Origin of the sequence: Paenibacillus segetis (assembly GCF_014639155.1) — a bacterium.
Taxonomy (GTDB): Bacteria; Bacillota; Bacilli; order Paenibacillales; family Paenibacillaceae; genus Fontibacillus; species Fontibacillus segetis.
The window spans coordinates 1061544-1077027 of record NZ_BMFT01000001.1 but is presented as its reverse complement, the minus strand read 5'-3'; the positions used below and the strand labels follow the sequence as shown (position 1 = coordinate 1077027).

The 15484-nt window shown below is 40.0% G+C and carries 14 protein-coding genes; 4 read left to right on the top strand and 10 right to left on the bottom strand.

Translation table 11 applies throughout. The features are described 5' to 3' along the window. Positions 1-32: 32 nt before the first annotated feature. The 4 genes from IEW05_RS04685 to IEW05_RS04670 all read right to left on the bottom strand — a co-directional run bounded on the left by IEW05_RS04685 (position 33) and on the right by IEW05_RS04670 (position 5007). Complete coding sequence (locus tag IEW05_RS04685) at positions 33-1166, bottom strand: Ger(x)C family spore germination protein (RefSeq protein ID WP_188536290.1); 1134 nt, start codon at positions 1164-1166, stop codon at positions 33-35. Next, positions 1163-2290: a GerAB/ArcD/ProY family transporter gene (locus tag IEW05_RS04680; protein WP_188536288.1), complete on the bottom strand. Its 1128-nt coding sequence runs from the start codon at positions 2288-2290 to the stop codon at positions 1163-1165. The genes IEW05_RS04685 and IEW05_RS04680 overlap by 4 nt, the downstream gene beginning before the upstream one ends. A gap of 15 nt (positions 2291-2305) precedes the next feature. Next, positions 2306-3766 (bottom strand): spore germination protein, encoded by a 1461-nt coding sequence (locus tag IEW05_RS04675; RefSeq protein ID WP_188536286.1) that lies wholly within the window; start codon positions 3764-3766, stop codon positions 2306-2308. 218 nt (positions 3767-3984) lie between these two features. Continuing rightward, positions 3985-5007 (bottom strand): serine hydrolase domain-containing protein, encoded by a 1023-nt coding sequence (locus IEW05_RS04670; protein WP_188536284.1) that lies wholly within the window; start codon positions 5005-5007, stop codon positions 3985-3987. Positions 5008-5128: 121 nt separating this feature from the next. Between IEW05_RS04670 and IEW05_RS04665 the strand changes: the two genes are divergently transcribed. After that, positions 5129-6028, top strand: coding sequence for an SDR family oxidoreductase (locus tag IEW05_RS04665; protein ID WP_188536282.1), 900 nt, complete (start codon positions 5129-5131; stop codon positions 6026-6028). Positions 6029-6038: 10 nt separating this feature from the next. Here IEW05_RS04665 and thpR read toward each other — a convergent pair whose 3' ends face one another. Next, complete coding sequence (thpR, locus tag IEW05_RS04660; RefSeq protein ID WP_188536281.1) at positions 6039-6608, bottom strand: RNA 2',3'-cyclic phosphodiesterase; 570 nt, start codon at positions 6606-6608, stop codon at positions 6039-6041. 199 nt (positions 6609-6807) lie between these two features. Between thpR and IEW05_RS04655 the strand changes: the two genes are divergently transcribed. Then, positions 6808-7989 carry an S-layer homology domain-containing protein gene (locus IEW05_RS04655; RefSeq protein WP_188536278.1) on the top strand — a complete coding sequence of 394 codons (1182 nt, stop codon included), beginning with the start codon at positions 6808-6810 and terminating at the stop codon, positions 7987-7989. A gap of 65 nt (positions 7990-8054) precedes the next feature. On the opposite strand, the gene IEW05_RS04650 is transcribed toward IEW05_RS04655, so the two are convergent. The 4 genes from IEW05_RS04650 to IEW05_RS04635 all read right to left on the bottom strand — a co-directional run bounded on the left by IEW05_RS04650 (position 8055) and on the right by IEW05_RS04635 (position 12762). Next, the gene (locus IEW05_RS04650; RefSeq protein ID WP_188536277.1) at positions 8055-9803 is read right to left on the bottom strand and encodes a hypothetical protein; all 1749 of its coding nucleotides are present in this window, start codon (positions 9801-9803) and stop codon (positions 8055-8057) included. A 48-nt stretch (positions 9804-9851) separates the two neighbouring features. Continuing rightward, positions 9852-10754, bottom strand: a complete 903-nt coding sequence (locus tag IEW05_RS04645) for a LysR family transcriptional regulator (RefSeq protein WP_188536275.1) — start codon at positions 10752-10754, stop codon at positions 9852-9854. Between the two features lie 79 nt (positions 10755-10833). Beyond that, complete coding sequence (locus tag IEW05_RS04640) at positions 10834-11199, bottom strand: response regulator (RefSeq protein WP_373285779.1); 366 nt, start codon at positions 11197-11199, stop codon at positions 10834-10836. Between the two features lie 135 nt (positions 11200-11334). Continuing rightward, the gene (locus IEW05_RS04635) at positions 11335-12762 is read right to left on the bottom strand and encodes a serine hydrolase domain-containing protein (protein WP_188536273.1); all 1428 of its coding nucleotides are present in this window, start codon (positions 12760-12762) and stop codon (positions 11335-11337) included. A 201-nt stretch (positions 12763-12963) separates the two neighbouring features. On the opposite strand from IEW05_RS04635, the gene IEW05_RS04630 reads away from it, so the two are divergent. Beyond that, positions 12964-13410 (top strand): MarR family winged helix-turn-helix transcriptional regulator, encoded by a 447-nt coding sequence (locus IEW05_RS04630; RefSeq protein ID WP_188536271.1) that lies wholly within the window; start codon positions 12964-12966, stop codon positions 13408-13410. Between the two features lie 60 nt (positions 13411-13470). Then, a complete protein-coding gene (locus IEW05_RS04625) occupies positions 13471-14313 on the top strand; it encodes an NmrA family NAD(P)-binding protein (protein ID WP_188536269.1) in 843 nt (280 codons plus the stop codon). Here IEW05_RS04625 and IEW05_RS04620 read toward each other — a convergent pair. Continuing rightward, entirely contained in the window at positions 14305-15348 is a 1044-nt protein-coding gene (locus IEW05_RS04620; protein ID WP_188536267.1) for a YeiH family protein, read from the bottom strand. The two genes, IEW05_RS04625 and IEW05_RS04620, sit on opposite strands and share 9 nt — an antisense overlap. Between the last annotated feature and the right edge of the window lie 136 nt (positions 15349-15484).

Sequence of the window (15484 nt, the reverse complement as noted above, 5' to 3'; positions counted from 1 at the left end):
GTGTTTAACGGATCTAAAAAAAAGTTATAAAGCTAATCGATAATACCTGTTCGAATAACTTTAATGCGGACTTTGCCATTGAGTGAGGACTGAGGGAACATATCCCCCCATTTTTCTTCAACGACCTCTGAATTTCCAACATGACTACGATATACTTCACCAAATCCTACACAATCCGAATTCACTTTACGAAGCTTATCGAGGAAATGCTCTAACTGCTTGGTTAATTCAAACATGATTTGATGCTCTAACGCTTGAATTGCATCGGGTTCAACAAAATTATAATGCTCAGTTACTTCTTGGATGTCAACATCGATGTCAACAACTGCATTAAACGTAAGGGCCTTTTGATCCATAAGCTTTATCTTACCTTTACTCTTTGTAACATTAAATACTATCTTAACCGTATCCGCATCATCCAACAAATAACGATCCATACCACTCTCATGCATGTCTTCTTTTTTGATATTTAGTTCGTAAAGATAGGGTGTGTTGGTACCTTTGAGCGTTTTAAGAAAAAATCCCTCATTCGGCGTTGCTTCACCTACAATTTGATCTTTATGTACTAAAGCGAGACTCGTCAAAATGACTTCCTCTTCCACTTTTTTTATTACAGGTATAGCTAAATCTATTCGATTAATCCCCCTTGAACGTGAAAAGTCATGCAGCGTCATCGACGGAACCCAATTCATCTTAGTATTATGATCCAATAAACTGTTAAGTGAGGTTGCTATATTGGAGTACTGCTTATATTTGTATTTAAGTAATTCTCCAGGAGAACCATCTACAATCGCGATATTAATCATATCCCCATAGAGAGGGTCTCTGCTTAAGGTTTCGATTTCATTTAACATCTTAAGGCGGAATATGTCACGATCCAATAAAATCACTCGTGTTTGCCCAGAGGCTACATTATAAGGAAGCATCTGATTCATCTTTCTACGTGCACCTTTACTTGTTTCTGCATCTACCGATATCGTACGGCTTGACTCTTTTTCTTCAGACTGCGCTTGTATAAAGGTACCACTCACTTGGAACGTTTTATCCTCTTGCGCATCATACGCCATAGCCACCATGATGGATTGTTGCTCAAGGACACTAGAGCTCTGACAGGCACTAAGAACAACTAAGAGAACTAGGGCAACATACAACCGCAATCCTTTCATGATGTCCCTCCTTTACTGTCGGATCGTTTTCGTCCTCGAAATTTAAATACAATGATAACAATCCCACTTAAGAGAATCGGGTAAATATAAGAAAATATAACACTTCCGTTCCCAAGCCAATAATTGACTTGTTTGACGGCTGAATGACCATGAATAGCTATGGTTATCCCAAATGCCAACGCGATCACGATGAGCAACATCGCCTTCTGATTCAAATTCCACATACGTTTAAAACCTCTAGTTATAGCCCATGTGTTTAGCAAGATCCCTGTTAGAACCATTAACATCCATACCGAGATCACCATGAACTCCAATCGTTCCAAAAAAGGGTATTTCACAATTTTTAACATGTTAATAGATGGCCATATAGACCGAAGCATCTGTTCGGATGAGAAGTACACAATAGAGAGTACCATAATTACTAAATACACCACATTGACAAATAGAAGGGCTAGTTGCGAATATCTCATAGTATGTTCCTTATTGGTGACATAAGGATAGAGTAATAGCATGATTTCAAATCCAGTTAAACTGAAATTCATCCTAATTGCACCCTTGATAATATCCACGGCACTACTTTCCATGATCGGAAGTAATTGTGTCCATATCGCATACTTCAAAGAATAGGTAAACAAGAACACCGTAAATAAAATAACAACAAACCCGATCATACACATTCCAATAATGACGCGAATACCACCAAATCCAGCGTAAATGGTCAAAATTGCTAACAGGAACGCAATCAACCAAGGAGAAAGATCCGGAAATATCCACGCTTGAATCACATCGACATAATTTCTCATGATAACAATGGCAGTGAATAGATAATACAGCATATAGATACAGCTAAATAATGTTCCTATTACCTTGCCAAACAAGTCATAATGAATTCCATATAAATCTGTTGATTCATACTTACTAAGCGCATGAACAATCAGCCACATAACAAAATGTGTAAATAGAGCAGCCAATATAACCGATAACCATGCATCATGTTTGGCTTCTTGATATATATATCGCTCAAAATCGAAGATCCCTACCCCAATTTGCACATTACAAATAACAAAGAATAGAAGATAGGCATGGAAACGAATATTTTCAGGGGGATTACTGAGTATCTTCATCGCTTAACCTCGGTTTCATTCTTCATTGTTGGATTTGAACCATTTAGTTACACGTGACTTTCCGCCTTTAGTATTACTTTTCGTTAAATCCGTTTCATACTGAAACGGAGAAGATTCTGTGATAAGCATCGTATTGATAAGCCTTTTACTATTAGGCGGATAAAAGGGATACATGTACGGCTTTCCATAGCTAGTCATTCGAAGCAAATGAATGAACAGAAACGCGGAGAAGAAGGTGATCCCAATAAGTCCCAAGAAGCCTGCCACAATAAGCATAGGAAAACGTATAAAGCGAATAGACGAGCTCATCATATAATTAGGCGTCGTAAACGAACCAAGGGCTGCAAGTGCAACCAGCATAATTAATATGTTACTGGTGAAGCCAGCTTGCACAGCGGCCTGTCCGATAACAATACCTCCTACAATGCCCATCGTTTGTCCAACCTTCGTAGGCAAACGAGCGCCAGCCTCTCTCAATAGTTCAATAGAGACTTCCATGACCAGTGCTTCCATTAACGGAGGGAATGGGACTCGAGACCGAGACATAATAAGCGGCTCAAGTAGTGGCACTGGGATCATTTCATAATGGAAGGTTAATGCGGCCACATATAGTGGTGTTAAGAAGATCGATATGATAAGCGCTAAAGCCCGCAAGGAACGGCTGAACATACCAAGTCCCCAGGACGAGTATCGATCTTCTACGGATTCGAAGAAATCAACAAATGAATTCGGTCCAATAATAACCTGTGAGTTACCTTCCACCATGACAACAACCTTGCCTTCTAGTAATGCTTGTGCTGTCCGGTCAGGACGTTCTGATAAGCTCATCTCAGGAAACAATGCATACTTATTATCAGTTAGAATCTTCAGGAACAAGGGACTTCCGATTAAACCTTTGCATTTGCGTTTATTTATTCGCTTACGGATTAGTTCAACAAATGGATTCTTCTCATTCTCATTATCTAGATAAAGCAAGCTGGCTGATGTTTGGGGTTCTGCAGCAAGCTGTACTTCCTCTTGAATAAGTTTATCGCTTGTAATATACGAACGGAGTAGCGCAATGTTCTTCTCCATCGATTCAGTAAAAGCAATTAACAGTCCATAAATAGTCGATTCTGTATCTGCATTTGAGGGGGCTCGCGAAGGGATATTCGCTATATTGACTAATAGCCCCCCCTTCTTGCCCTCAAGCAACACAAGGGCATAACCACTTAACAACTTTTTAATAGCGTCCGAAAGCTGGTTAAATGATTTACAGTCACCAATCGGAATCATTTCCGATAGTTTATCTATAGAATCGAAGTGAGCATTCCCGGTTAACGGGGTTAACAGATTTAAGTTTAACTGAGCATTATCAACCATACCGTTCATATAGGCAACAACTAAATGTTCACCTAGAGATTTAATGATTAAGCCTTCACTTCCATGTAACATGGATTTGATTTTACTCTCCATTTGCTTACTAAAAGCTGACATGGGGATCCCACTTTCTTTTTCAATGAGATATATCTCTAGGATGTACTAATGTTCTCCAATTTTGGTATATGGATAATATGTCCTTATAATTTAGATTCAATGCAATACTTCATGACCTATGAATACTAGAGATGTACAGCGCACAAAAAATCCGATGAACGCGTAAAGCTAGTGTTCATCGGATTCCATTACTGCTTTTTTTTATTAAAAAATTAACCTTATATAAGTTCTTCTTCGATTTCCTTCATCATGTGGAACGCACCTTTTGAGATATTCGCGCAAACAGCAAGCTTGATCTCTGACGCAGGATAATACGCAGAGTGGAAGCAAACACCAGGATCATAGCCCATAACATGATACTTAAAAATACTCTCATTCTTTTTCTCGATCCACACACCATAACCATAATAATCTCCCTCCTCACTTTCAGCATGAGGCGTAAATAATTGATTGGTTAATGACTCGTTTAGTAACTCATGATTACACAGCGCATCCCACAGTTTAAGCATATCATTTGCTGTTACATATGCTCCTCCATCAGAACCACCTTTCACCGGAAGTGAGTAAATATTAGTTCTCCAGCTACCATCCTCTTGGTCAATATACCCAAGGGCTGTTTGTCCGGGAAGTGCATCAAATGTAAAATACCCTGAATCTAACATGCCCGCTTTATTAAAAATCTCTGTATGTACATATTCGGTAAATTCACGACCACTAACCTTTTCCACGATTAATCCAAGTAAGATGTACCCAGAATTATTATATTGGAACCTCTCACCTGGGGTAAACTTCATACCCTCCTGTTGAAATAATGGCAAGAAGTCTTGCAGGCGCCGCATATGATACATGGGCCTATCAATCCATAACTCCTCAAAATCATTCATTACTTCTTCGTCGAAATAATCAGGTACTCCGGATGTATGCGTAAGTAGTTGGTGTATAGTTATTTGCTCGTCAAAGTTAGGAAGCTCTATATCAAGGCATTCTCTGATTCTAGTATCAAAAGATATCCTTCCCGTCTCTACTAACTGGCAAACAGCGATAGCTGTAAATAACTTGCATCCCGATGCTATACCATACCGTGTTCCGGCCTGATTCACCAACTGCTCAGCACGATTTGCATACCCAAGGCTTGCTTCTACTAGAAGTTCCCCTCTCTCTTTAACAAGAATAGTACCTGAGAATGGAATCTCTTTGTTTATAGCATCGATTCGTGTCATTAAACGATTATTCTTTTCCATATGTAGTGATCCCCCATAATATCCCAATTGAATCTAGTATATCATACACGGTTATCATATCTTCACCGTTAGCTGATTAGGCGAATACCCTATATTAACCTAAAGAGTGGAGGATCCTTAGATGATTCCGATGTATCCTTATTATAGTCAAGAAATACAGTGCAAACAGGTACCCATTACTTTTCCGCCTCAGCATCAAGACAAACAGCCTGGCCTCGAATATCTCATGAACCCTCTTCCGATATCCGATAACCCTGAGTACAAAGGTAGCGGAAAGTTGTCAGGTAAAGTAGCTATTATTACTGGGGGGGATAGCGGAATTGGTCGTGCCGTAGCCATCGGATACGCTAAAGAAGGTGCGGATGTAGCCATTGTCTATTTGTACGAACGCCAAGATGCAATTACAACACAGCAAATGGTGGAACAATACGGTCGTCGCTGTCTGCTAATTGAAGGTGATTTGCGCCAGCCTGAATTTTCGACTGAAGTAGTCCAAAGAACCATCGAATGTTATGGAAAAGTTAATGTTTTGGTACTCAACCAAGGTGTTCAGTTTCCGCAGCAGAGTATTATGGATATTTCCAATGAACAATTGGAAGATACTTATCGTACGAATATCTTTCCTCATTTTTATATGACCAAGGCCTCCCTTCCTTACCTTTGTCCTGGTAGTACCATAATCAGTACAGCATCCGTAACCGCATATGCTGGAGCCCCTCTTCTGGTCGATTATTCATCAACAAAAGGGGCTATTGTGTCCTTTACCCGTTCCTTGTCACTTCAATTAGTAAATCACGGAATACGTGTGAACGCCGTCGCACCAGGTCCCATATGGACACCACTCATTGTTTCAAGCTACTCGGCAGAGTATGTAAAGACCTTTGGTTTAGAGACACCTATGAAACGTGCTGGTCAACCGTTTGAGCTCGCTCCAACCTATATCTATTTAGCTTCTGATGATTCGTCTTTCGTAACTGGACAGGTTTTGCATGTCAATGGTGGGATTATAACGGAAACCTAATACAAGACCTTTACATTAATGTAAAGGTCTCTACAATTTCATACATCGGTGAAACATTCATATGTGTACGCATCAGTGTGAAATGATCGACTTCCCATGCTAATCCGGCAGGTGCAGAAGACATAACTTCGACTATTGTGGAATCTGAGTCCGTGGCTTTGCGAGCCAAAGTTATATGAGGGTTATACGGACGCTCTTCCGGGATGAATCCTAAACCACTAGTTGCTTGTATAACGGATAAGTGTAACGAGCGTAAGCTTCTTATGTCTCCAGATACAGCGCTCCATAATACCCGCGGGGACTTAGCCTGCCCAAAGAAACCACCGCCATTAATCGATAACGTGAAAGGGTTGGCCTTGATTTCTCTCAATGAAGTACATATGGCTTCAAGCTTATGCAAAGATGTTTCGCCGAGAAATTGCAAAGTGATGTGGTAATCCTGAGGGTGCGTCCATTTGCGAAAAGGTAGCTTATCTCTATTGGCATTTCTCCAATGCTCTAATTCCTCAGCAATCGGTTTGGGAATAGGTACGGCAACAAATACCCTTACTGATTGATTGTTATGATCCCCTTGGCCCATTTTCTATATTCCCTCCATGTCATGATCATGATCCGAAGTCATAAAGGATCTGATTTGATAATCCCACTTTTAATAAAGAATTATCCACAATCCTGAAATAATAATCATTTGGAAAATTGTTGCAGGACATATATTTCTTTTTAGGGTAATGTCAAATAATCACAACTGTGAACTTATACAAAATTAAGGGGTGCAATCTTTGAAAACATTCAAATACATATTACTACTATTCACTACCATGATCACTTTATCTACCATCTCAATCCCTGCACCAGCATCTGCTTCCGGATTTCGCGACGTTGATGCAAGCAAGTATAACTGGGCAATGGAATCCATCGACTTTATGATCGATCATCAAATTGTGACCGGATTTCCTGATGGATCCTTCCAACCCAAGCAAGCCGTGACCAAAGCCGAATTTACAGTGATGCTCCATCGACTTTTTCCAGGGCTACGTGCAACTGAACCACAAAACATCCAAGGTGTTTCTCCTAATCACTGGGCACATCAGGAGTTCTCTGATTTGTACACGGGTATTGGAATCTTCGCCGCGGATCAGCAAAATTTTAATACAGAAACCTATTCATACTCACCCGACAAGAAGATGACCCGTTGGGATGTGCTTATCGTTCTGGATGCATTGTTTGAGGACATTGGAGGACAGACAGAGCCCACTCATGGACAGCTTCTGTCTAACTTGAATTTCATTAGGGACGTGCAAACAAAGAATTTTGCTACATATGACAAATATGATGCCTGGAAGAACGCCTATTCCCTTCTAACTCCCATCGTAGGAACCGTTGGAGCGGATAATGATATTTCGCAAGATCTGGAGTGGCTCAAAGCAAACGCGTTATATACTTTTCAGAATCAAGGGATCATAACAGCCGATAATCAGGGTAACTTCTACCCACAAAAACAAGTCACTCGTGCCGAAATCGTCACCATACTGCACCGGTTGTATCTGACTGTAGGAGGGGATTATACACCTACTCCACCGGTAGTTGATCCTATCCCAGGTGGAAGCAAACATTTCCTCTATGGTCCTGGGGAGTCCTCCGGTGAAGGTCATAATCTGTATTATTACAAAGGTGAAGACGAAGGTATCTCCTTTACCGTTGTACTCGATAAATCTTTAGTTGACGATAAACCTATCAAAAATATTGTTGTCCGTGTTGAATCATCGCAAATACTTGATGTATATGTTACGGTCAATAACCAAAAGACACTTTATACTTATGAACAACTTACGAATCCCATAAATCCGGTACGTATATCAGTAGAAGGTCTTCCATACATTATGGTTGAATCAAAAACCCGGTTCCCGGAACAACTCATCGAGAGCGGTGACAATGACGCTATGGTCTTTGTAGAATCTTGATGTAACCTAATCGCATATGTAATATCTAAAACCCGCTCAACTTTGAGCGGGTTTTCTTGTGTAATTTAATTCAAGCCGATATTCAAATTATTGTTAATCAAATCAACTAAGATCTTCGCCTGCTTATCATGAGCAGCTTGCTTAATGAAATCACTTATATTGTGATCAAGTCGTTCTTTCAAGTCTACAATTTCCTCAAGGTCTCCATCTTTCAATTCTATAGAATAATCTCCTGAAAGAAACCCTTCATCTTCTATCACCTTTTGCATTTCTTTACGTAATTGATTCCAATTAATCAATAAAGAGCTAAGAGAGGTACGAAGGGCTCCTTGATCCCCCAGAGTATTTCCTTTTACATACCTATTTATCGCAACCTTTGCTTCTAATGCGGAATAAGAATGGATCAGGGACCAAATGGTTCCCCCACCCGATTCAATATAGTTATAAGTAATTATATCTCCAATAATATCGACAGATAAGGCATCATATTTCTCTGAGTTTACTCTTAGTGTTTCGTCATCAAATGCTACACGTGCGGTATCCTCTTCAAAATAATTGCTAACTAGACCCGTTATGTAACCTTCTGAATACGTTGAAGAACTCGAGAATACGACAAGAGACGCCGATAAATCAGCATAATCTAAATCTCCTAAATCTAATAGTTTTTTGTTACTAATCAGGGAAGCCAATCTTTCAATTTCAGACTCATCATTCTCGTTACTTATGTTAGGCGACTGAATCTTTTGAAGCAGCTTTTGTCCTTCTCTAACTATAGCTGCTATCGTATTGTTGTTTCCCGAATCATTGATTATATCGTCATACCAAGGCAATTGAATGAACGACTCCCATGAATAGAAAAACACCGATGCTAAATTATTATTTCCAATTAGAATAATATCCTTATATCCATCGCCATTCATATCTTTGAAACTTACCGCTTGAATATTCTCTAACTGATGAGTTCCAGAATAACTTTTTGGTAGAGCACATAATACAACCTTATCTGAATTTATGATAAAAAATTGCAGTTGTTGCACTTTGTTCTTCGTATAATATCCCGAAACAAATCTCACATTTCCCCAGTTATTTAAATCTACCCAAAAAGACTGTTCCTCGATTATAGTAAATCCATCTTCTTGCAAACCTTCCAGGGTCTGTTCGGAATCTTGTTCCTCAATGTCTGAATTCTCATCGAAATCCCCTGTTACAGCAATATCTGCCGCTACCTCTCCCATTCCCTTCACTTCCTTCAAGAATGGTTCCACTTGTATTACATAGGGAGCGTCGTTCTTCTTGACTTGATACTCAATGTTACCGTCTCCAATAAAGCCAAGAAAAGCAGCATCTAAATCATCACTATCCAGTTTATAGCCATTACTCGTTATTAGGGGAACAACTATTTTCTTCAAAGTAACCTTATAGCTCTCAAAATCCAGCTCATTTAGATTCGAAGATTCAACCTGTATATTGTATAAGGGCATTCCACTAGTACCATCAGATACTGTTCCCGTACGAACATTCAGCTTGTAAGTCAAGCTATCAAAGCCCTCAGCTGCATCCGCGTAAAATATATACAACTCATCTGAAGACCCTTTAATGGTCTCTGTCCCACGATATTTCAGATTTGTGCCAAAGATATTTTGAATAATCTGGGTACATTTATCAATATCAGACGCGGCGGAATCTACTTTCGCAGTCAAATCTTCTTTCGAAGCTTGTGAATCCTTTTGACTATTATTAGTCGAGCATCCCAATAAGGAAAATGCCATCATTAGTATAAAAATAAAAATCCCGATTCGCAGCTCACTTTTCATGATACCCCTCTAATCAGTTATATTTTTCCATGTTCGATTATATAGCACTTATTCAGCTATCGCTTGCTGAAGGGCTTCAACGTAGGCTGATGCAAGTTTGGAGAGCGTCATATTCTTGCGGCTTATCCAACCCACATTAATGACTTCATCACATTCTAGTGGAACGGGAATGATTTCATTACCATTCAAATCAGCGCTAAGTACGCCTGTAGAGATTGTGTATCCGTTCAAACCGATCAATAAATTGAAGAGTGTCGCTCTGTCATTTACACGAATACTCTTCTTATGCGATAAAGTGCTGAGGATTTCCTCTGAGAAATGAAAGGAATTATACTCACCCTGTTCAAAGGAAAGATACGGGTATTGTTGAAGATCATCTAGGGTAACGATAGATTGTTTAGCCAACGGGTTATTTATACTTATAAACACATGTGGTTTAGCCATGAATAGACCATGGAATTGTAACTGTGCAGATAGAAGTAACTTGTTGATTACTTTGGCATTGAACTCATTGAGATATAATATCCCAATCTCACTGCGCATCGTCTTAACATCCTCGATAATATCGTAGGTTTTTGTTTCGTGAAGCGCTAATTCGTACTCATCTAGGCCATATTCACTTACTAGCTTCACAAATGCATTCACTGCAAAAGCGTAGTGCTGCGTAGAAACTGAAAAATGCTGTGGAGAAGGCTTAGCATTGAGATACCGTCCCTCCAGTAATTCGGCCTGCTCGACCACCTGACGGGCATAACTGAGAAATTCCGCCCCCTCCATAGACAATGAAATTCCTTTGTTCGTACGCTCAAAAATAGTAATATGCAGTTCTTCTTCCAGATCCCTTATCGCATTTGAAAGGCTGGGCTGGGATATGAATAACCGCTTTGCAGCTTCGTTGATCGAACCACGACTAGCCACCTCAATTACATATTTTAATTGTTGAAGAGTCAATAGATTATCCTCCTTGCGCCTCCGTTACCAGCATCAATCTAATGCTCATTATATACTGAAACTCTTCATTGGACATCATTCAAACCAACGCCTTATGGATTGTCTCAGCGACCCGTTCTTCATTAAATGGTTTTACAATAAAATCTTTGGCTCCCGCCATAATGGCTTCAACGACCATATTCTTCTGTCCCATTGCCGAGCACATGATCACTTTTGCTTGTGAGTCTATTCGTTTAATCTCTGATAGTGCAGCAAGCCCATCTAGCACGGGCATCGTAATATCTAGAGTCACCAAATCGGGTCTCACAAGCTTATACAATTGAACAGCCTCAGCGCCATTACTCCCTTCCGCAACAACATCATAACCACTAGCTATAAGAATGTTCTTGAGTACTCGCCGCATAAACTCAGTATCATCAACGATCATAATTTTACCTTTTATCATTTAACTACCCTCATTTCTGTAGGAACCCTTCCGACAAGTGTTAATTCACTGGAATTTTATCAAATCATTCTCACAAAAAAACAGAGAGATAGGATCTCTCTGCAAAACTGGAGGATTGTCGATGATATTAAAATTTTATCGATGCGTGTATACAAACCATGTAATGCTTGCTGTTAATAATGCCGACGAAATCAAAGCTATAAGAACACTATATGTTTGCCAAATAAGTATCGTTGACCAATCGAAGGCACTGCACACTATACACAGGACAATCGTAGCGATCAAGAAAATAACTGTTACGATTATGCTCTTTTTTGTCATTGGCTGCCGCTCATTCGTTTTCCTTCTGCGTAATCCTAAGAGAAATAACAGAATGGCCAATAGACAAAGAATAATTGTTGTAGATGACAAAATGATGTCCAAAAGCTGTGTGCCGCTTATTTCATATGACTGCGTGAGATTGCCATCTAATATATCTTTAACTTGAAGTACCATGCTTCTATTGGTATTTGCGCCGTTGGTCAGCAAGCAAACGGCTGTTCGTTCATTTGGCAGTATGGCCACTTCGGTTGCGAAATTGGGGTTACCCCCTGGGTGCTCTATAATCGTTTGGTCGGCGTTTACCGACCAGCCTGCCGCATAATACATATCGTTAACAGCCGAAACAGACATATCACCCTGATGTGATTTTTCGACAACCGTATGGAATATTTCGGGTATGTCCTGCACAATACCCATCTGTATGCCCATCCAACGCGCCATATCTTTTGTACAAGAAATGATATAACCTGCGGGTTTATTCCCAGCATATTCCGGCGCGTTATACGGAGTTGTCATAAAAAAGGAAGAGCGGTAGCCCTGTGCCAACTGTCCAGTGGCTTGAGCATCTTCTCTATAAACATACGTCTGGTGAAGACCTAACGGCTGAAATACCTGTTCCCTCATAAAGTCTTCATAGCTTTGTCCCGACACAATCTCAATAACCAAACCCAATACGTCATAATTAACGGTTCCATAGTTATACTGTTCGCCGGGAGGGAACGCCAATTCAGCATTTACCAGCATTTCCACAGTCTTTTGCAGTAAATCCGACGTATTTCCTTGCGGAATATTTTGAGTATGCCTAAAATTTGTTAGGCCGCTCGTATGGTGAAGAAAGTTATTAAGTGTAAGGCTTTGCATATCAACAGGTTTCCCTTGATACTTTAACGTAAACCAAGGTAAATATTTTTGGATAGGGTCAGTCATTGATAGCAGCCCTTGCTCTTCCAACAGTAGAATACCCATGCCGGTAAAGGCTTTACTGACCGAGGCCAACTCATAGAGTGTATTTTCACTTGCAGACAACCCCTTTTCGCGGTCTGCATACCCGGAAGAAAAGTAGAACACTTCATCATCGGCAACTATTGAAATTGACATTCCAGGCACACCTGATATACGACGGGCATCATCCAGCAACCCATGTATTGCCTCAGATTGCGAATCTGACAACGCATAACTTTGTGGTGCGAATCCTGAGAATAATATAAATATCGTTAATACAAAAACGATAGTCTTTTTCATAAACTCTCCCTTTTGAAAAAATGATAAGAGAATATCTATTCACCTGTATAATATCATACTTTTGTGAAGCAATTCACTTAAACGAATGGTTAGTTACCATTTCATCCTACCAAATATCTCACAATTTTCTTATTGGACTTTTTCTATAATTTGTAATAATATAGTTAAGCACTTAACTAATTTGGGGGGGGTGGTGACTATATGAAGGATTTGCAACAATACGTGATTGATTTGCCACTACATACACAGGCTTTTTTCTCATTAGTTGAAACAACCGCAGCATTAGTCGAGACTTCAGAGAAATATTGGCAATCCAAAGGTTTGAACGGAGCTAGAATTCGTATTTTAGTTGAAATTATGAAGGAAGGCGGTTCTATACTTCCTTCGATGCTCGCCAAGAAAATTGGCGTTACGAAATCGAATATAAGTCTATTGTTAACCCCCCTTGAGAATGAAGGATTAATTATTCGTACTAGTCATCCAAAGGATGGCAGAAAATCAGTAATATCGATTACAAGTGAAGGCCAAAGTATTTTGTTGAAGTACCTACCTGAGAACCGTCAAGGCATATCCGAAAAAATGAATGTACTGGGTGAGCAGGAATTGAAACAACTCCTTGTTTTACTCCATAAATTAAGAATGACATAATTTTTTTGTTCATATAGTTAAGGACTTAACTAATATCATAATCCGAAAGGGATGTTGTCAATGTCGATTATCATTACGGGAGCTACTGGTAAATTAGGGAGTTTAATTATTGAACAACTTTTGCGGAAAGTTTCTGCGGATCAAATCATTGCTGGTGTTCGTCATCCTCAGTCAGAACGTGCACAATGCTATATTAAGCAAGGGATAGATGTTCGAATCTGTGACTACGACCAACCTGAAACACTTCACCAAGCCTTTGATGGAGTATCTAAACTGTTATTGATTTCAAGCTCAAATCCAGATGATACTGTTCGACTACGTCAGCATGCCCATGTTATTGAAGCCGCAAAAAAGTGTAACATTGAACATCTCCTATACACCAGCTTTGCTTTCCTAGGAGATGGTATCGACTCAACTTCTCTCCATCATTTACATTTAGCTACGGAGCATGCCATTCTTACAACGGGACTTCCGTATACTTTTCTTCGAAATGCTTTGTATATCGACTTTGTTGGAATACTTGGTCTGGATGCTGCTATAGCAAAAGGTGAACTGAGTATTTACCCTGGTGATTGGAAATTTAATGTCGTCACACGCCATGATCTTGCTGTAGGAATAGCAACCATTCTGTCAGAATCCTGCCATGAAAATAAGACCTATGAGCTTACTGCGCCTCGTCCATGGACATTTGAGGAGCTAGCCATAGCCTTATCCAAGCTTACAGGCAAATCCATCTCCCTACGTCAAGATACGCAAATTCAAAATTGGATATATGGATTCTTAGCCAAGATCAATACCTCTTCAACTTCAGTTGATTTGGAGCGATTTATTGGAGGTCCCGTCACTCCCTTAACCGACAGCATTAAACCGTTTATCGGATCACATTTGCCAAAATCAACTTAATCCGAACAATTGAACTAGAATGAACCCCAGAACGGAGAGCAATACAGATCCGATAAGTCCTGCGGCAAATGCTTTCATTCCGAGCCTTTTAAAAGCCACCAAATCAACGTTCAAGCCAAGTCCACCCATGGCCATAGCAATCAGCATATATGCGATGACTACAATCCCACTTGCAATCGATGGAGAAATGATCCCGAACGAGTTAATTCCGCTGACGAGCAGAAAACCGAGAATGAACCAAGGAATCGGGATTGATTTCCATGAAGTCTTAGGTGATCCCCCCTGCTCTTTTACTAATGCGCGATTAGACAAGAAGCCAATCAGAATAGCAACCGGAACTAACAAAGCTACTCTCGTTAATTTGATGATAACCGCCATATCCACTGCTTCGGTTCCACCTACATCTGCTGCTGCAATTACGTGAGCAATCTCATGTAAAGTAGCCCCCGAGAATATACCATAACCTAAAGGCGATAAACCAAGAACCGGATACAAAAAGGTATATAGCAGCGTAAATATCGTACCTAATATCGCCACAATCGCCGCTCCAATAGCTGTTTCGTCGTCTTTGGCTTTGATTTGTGGAGCAATCGCAACAACTGCCGCAGCACCACATATTGCAGTACCGCAGGCTGTCAAGATACCCAAACGCTTGTCTACGTTAAGAGCACGAGTAATCCCGTAAACAACCATAAGAGTAAATGTAATCACGATGACAGCGATTAGAAATACCTTTGGACCCGCATGAATAATATCCATAAGGTTGAGCCTCATACCAAGTAGAATAATACCCAGACGAAGCAATTTTTTACTTGAAAAATTAGTCCCACTGACAATAGAATCTGGCACCCCTATGGTCGCCCGCCAAGCAATCCCGATCAAAATGGCAATGACTAATTGACCCATTATGCTGAGGAAAGGAAACCCTGACAACAATTTAGCGACTAGTGCAATGATTAATGTTAATCCGATTCCATATGCAAAACCCATACTTTGTTTCTTAGCCTGAACTTTAGTTCCTTGCGACTGACTCATATTCCTAAACACCCCTTAATTGCGCCTCATGATGATATAGTAAGTACGTATTTATCTGTGACAACAATAATACGGCGCCTTAGCTCAGAAGTGAAATACCGATATGCTATCTGAAGTATTTGCAAAACTTATACTT

Bases quoted from the DNA above. Each gene is read 5' to 3' on its own strand.
- IEW05_RS04685 (WP_188536290.1), bottom strand. From the start codon at position 1,166: ATGAAAGGATTGCGGTTGTATGTTGCCCTAGTTCTCTTAGTTGTTCTT.
- IEW05_RS04680 (WP_188536288.1), bottom strand. From the start codon at position 2,290: ATGAAGATACTCAGTAATCCCCCTGAAAATATTCGTTTCCATGCCTAT.
- IEW05_RS04675 (WP_188536286.1), bottom strand. From the start codon at position 3,766: ATGTCAGCTTTTAGTAAGCAAATGGAGAGTAAAATCAAATCCATGTTA.
- IEW05_RS04670 (WP_188536284.1), bottom strand. From the start codon at position 5,007: ATGGAAAAGAATAATCGTTTAATGACACGAATCGATGCTATAAACAAA.
- IEW05_RS04665 (WP_188536282.1), top strand. From the start codon at position 5,129: ATGATTCCGATGTATCCTTATTATAGTCAAGAAATACAGTGCAAACAG.
- thpR (WP_188536281.1), bottom strand. From the start codon at position 6,608: ATGGGCCAAGGGGATCATAACAATCAATCAGTAAGGGTATTTGTTGCC.
- IEW05_RS04650 (WP_188536277.1), bottom strand. From the start codon at position 9,803: ATGAAAAGTGAGCTGCGAATCGGGATTTTTATTTTTATACTAATGATG.
- IEW05_RS04640 (WP_373285779.1), bottom strand. From the start codon at position 11,199: ATGATAAAAGGTAAAATTATGATCGTTGATGATACTGAGTTTATGCGG.
- IEW05_RS04635 (WP_188536273.1), bottom strand. From the start codon at position 12,762: ATGAAAAAGACTATCGTTTTTGTATTAACGATATTTATATTATTCTCA.
- IEW05_RS04630 (WP_188536271.1), top strand. From the start codon at position 12,964: ATGAAGGATTTGCAACAATACGTGATTGATTTGCCACTACATACACAG.
- IEW05_RS04625 (WP_188536269.1), top strand. From the start codon at position 13,471: ATGTCGATTATCATTACGGGAGCTACTGGTAAATTAGGGAGTTTAATT.
- IEW05_RS04620 (WP_188536267.1), bottom strand. From the start codon at position 15,348: ATGAGTCAGTCGCAAGGAACTAAAGTTCAGGCTAAGAAACAAAGTATG.